The sequence below is a fragment of the Nocardia cyriacigeorgica genome (assembly GCF_010858045.1).
GTDB classification, from domain to species: Bacteria; Actinomycetota; Actinomycetes; order Mycobacteriales; family Mycobacteriaceae; genus Nocardia; species Nocardia cyriacigeorgica_E.
The window spans coordinates 1-333 of sequence record NZ_JAAGVC010000209.1 but is presented as its reverse complement, the minus strand read 5'-3'; the positions used below and the strand labels follow the sequence as shown (position 1 = coordinate 333).

At 64.6% G+C, this 333-nt stretch carries 1 protein-coding gene; it reads right to left on the bottom strand.

The window, feature by feature from the left end:
• Positions 1-175: 175 nt before the first annotated feature.
• Positions 176-333 (bottom strand): chlorite dismutase family protein (locus tag GV790_RS29400; protein WP_163818070.1); only part of this gene is annotated, 158 nt, incomplete at its 5' end.

The following is a 333-nucleotide window of genomic DNA, read 5'->3' as shown; positions in this document are numbered from 1 at the left end:
CCCACCGACAAGCGTTACTGCATCAATTCCATTGCGCTGCGGCTGCACCCCTCGGACACCGCAACGCCTCAGTAAACCCGACGCGCCGTGCGCAAACGGTACGCAACCACGCGCCGATGACGCATGCCCCGAAAGTTCGGGGCATGCATGCTCAGAACCCGGGCGCGTTCAGAGCTCAGGGCAGTGCGGTGATCAGCTGCTCCACCTCGACCCTCGGGCCGGTGAAGAACGGCACTTCCTCCCGCACGTGCAGCCGTGCCTCGGTGGCGCGCAGGTCACGCATCAGATCGACAATGCGGTGTAGTTCCTGCGCCTCGAAGGCGAGGATCCACT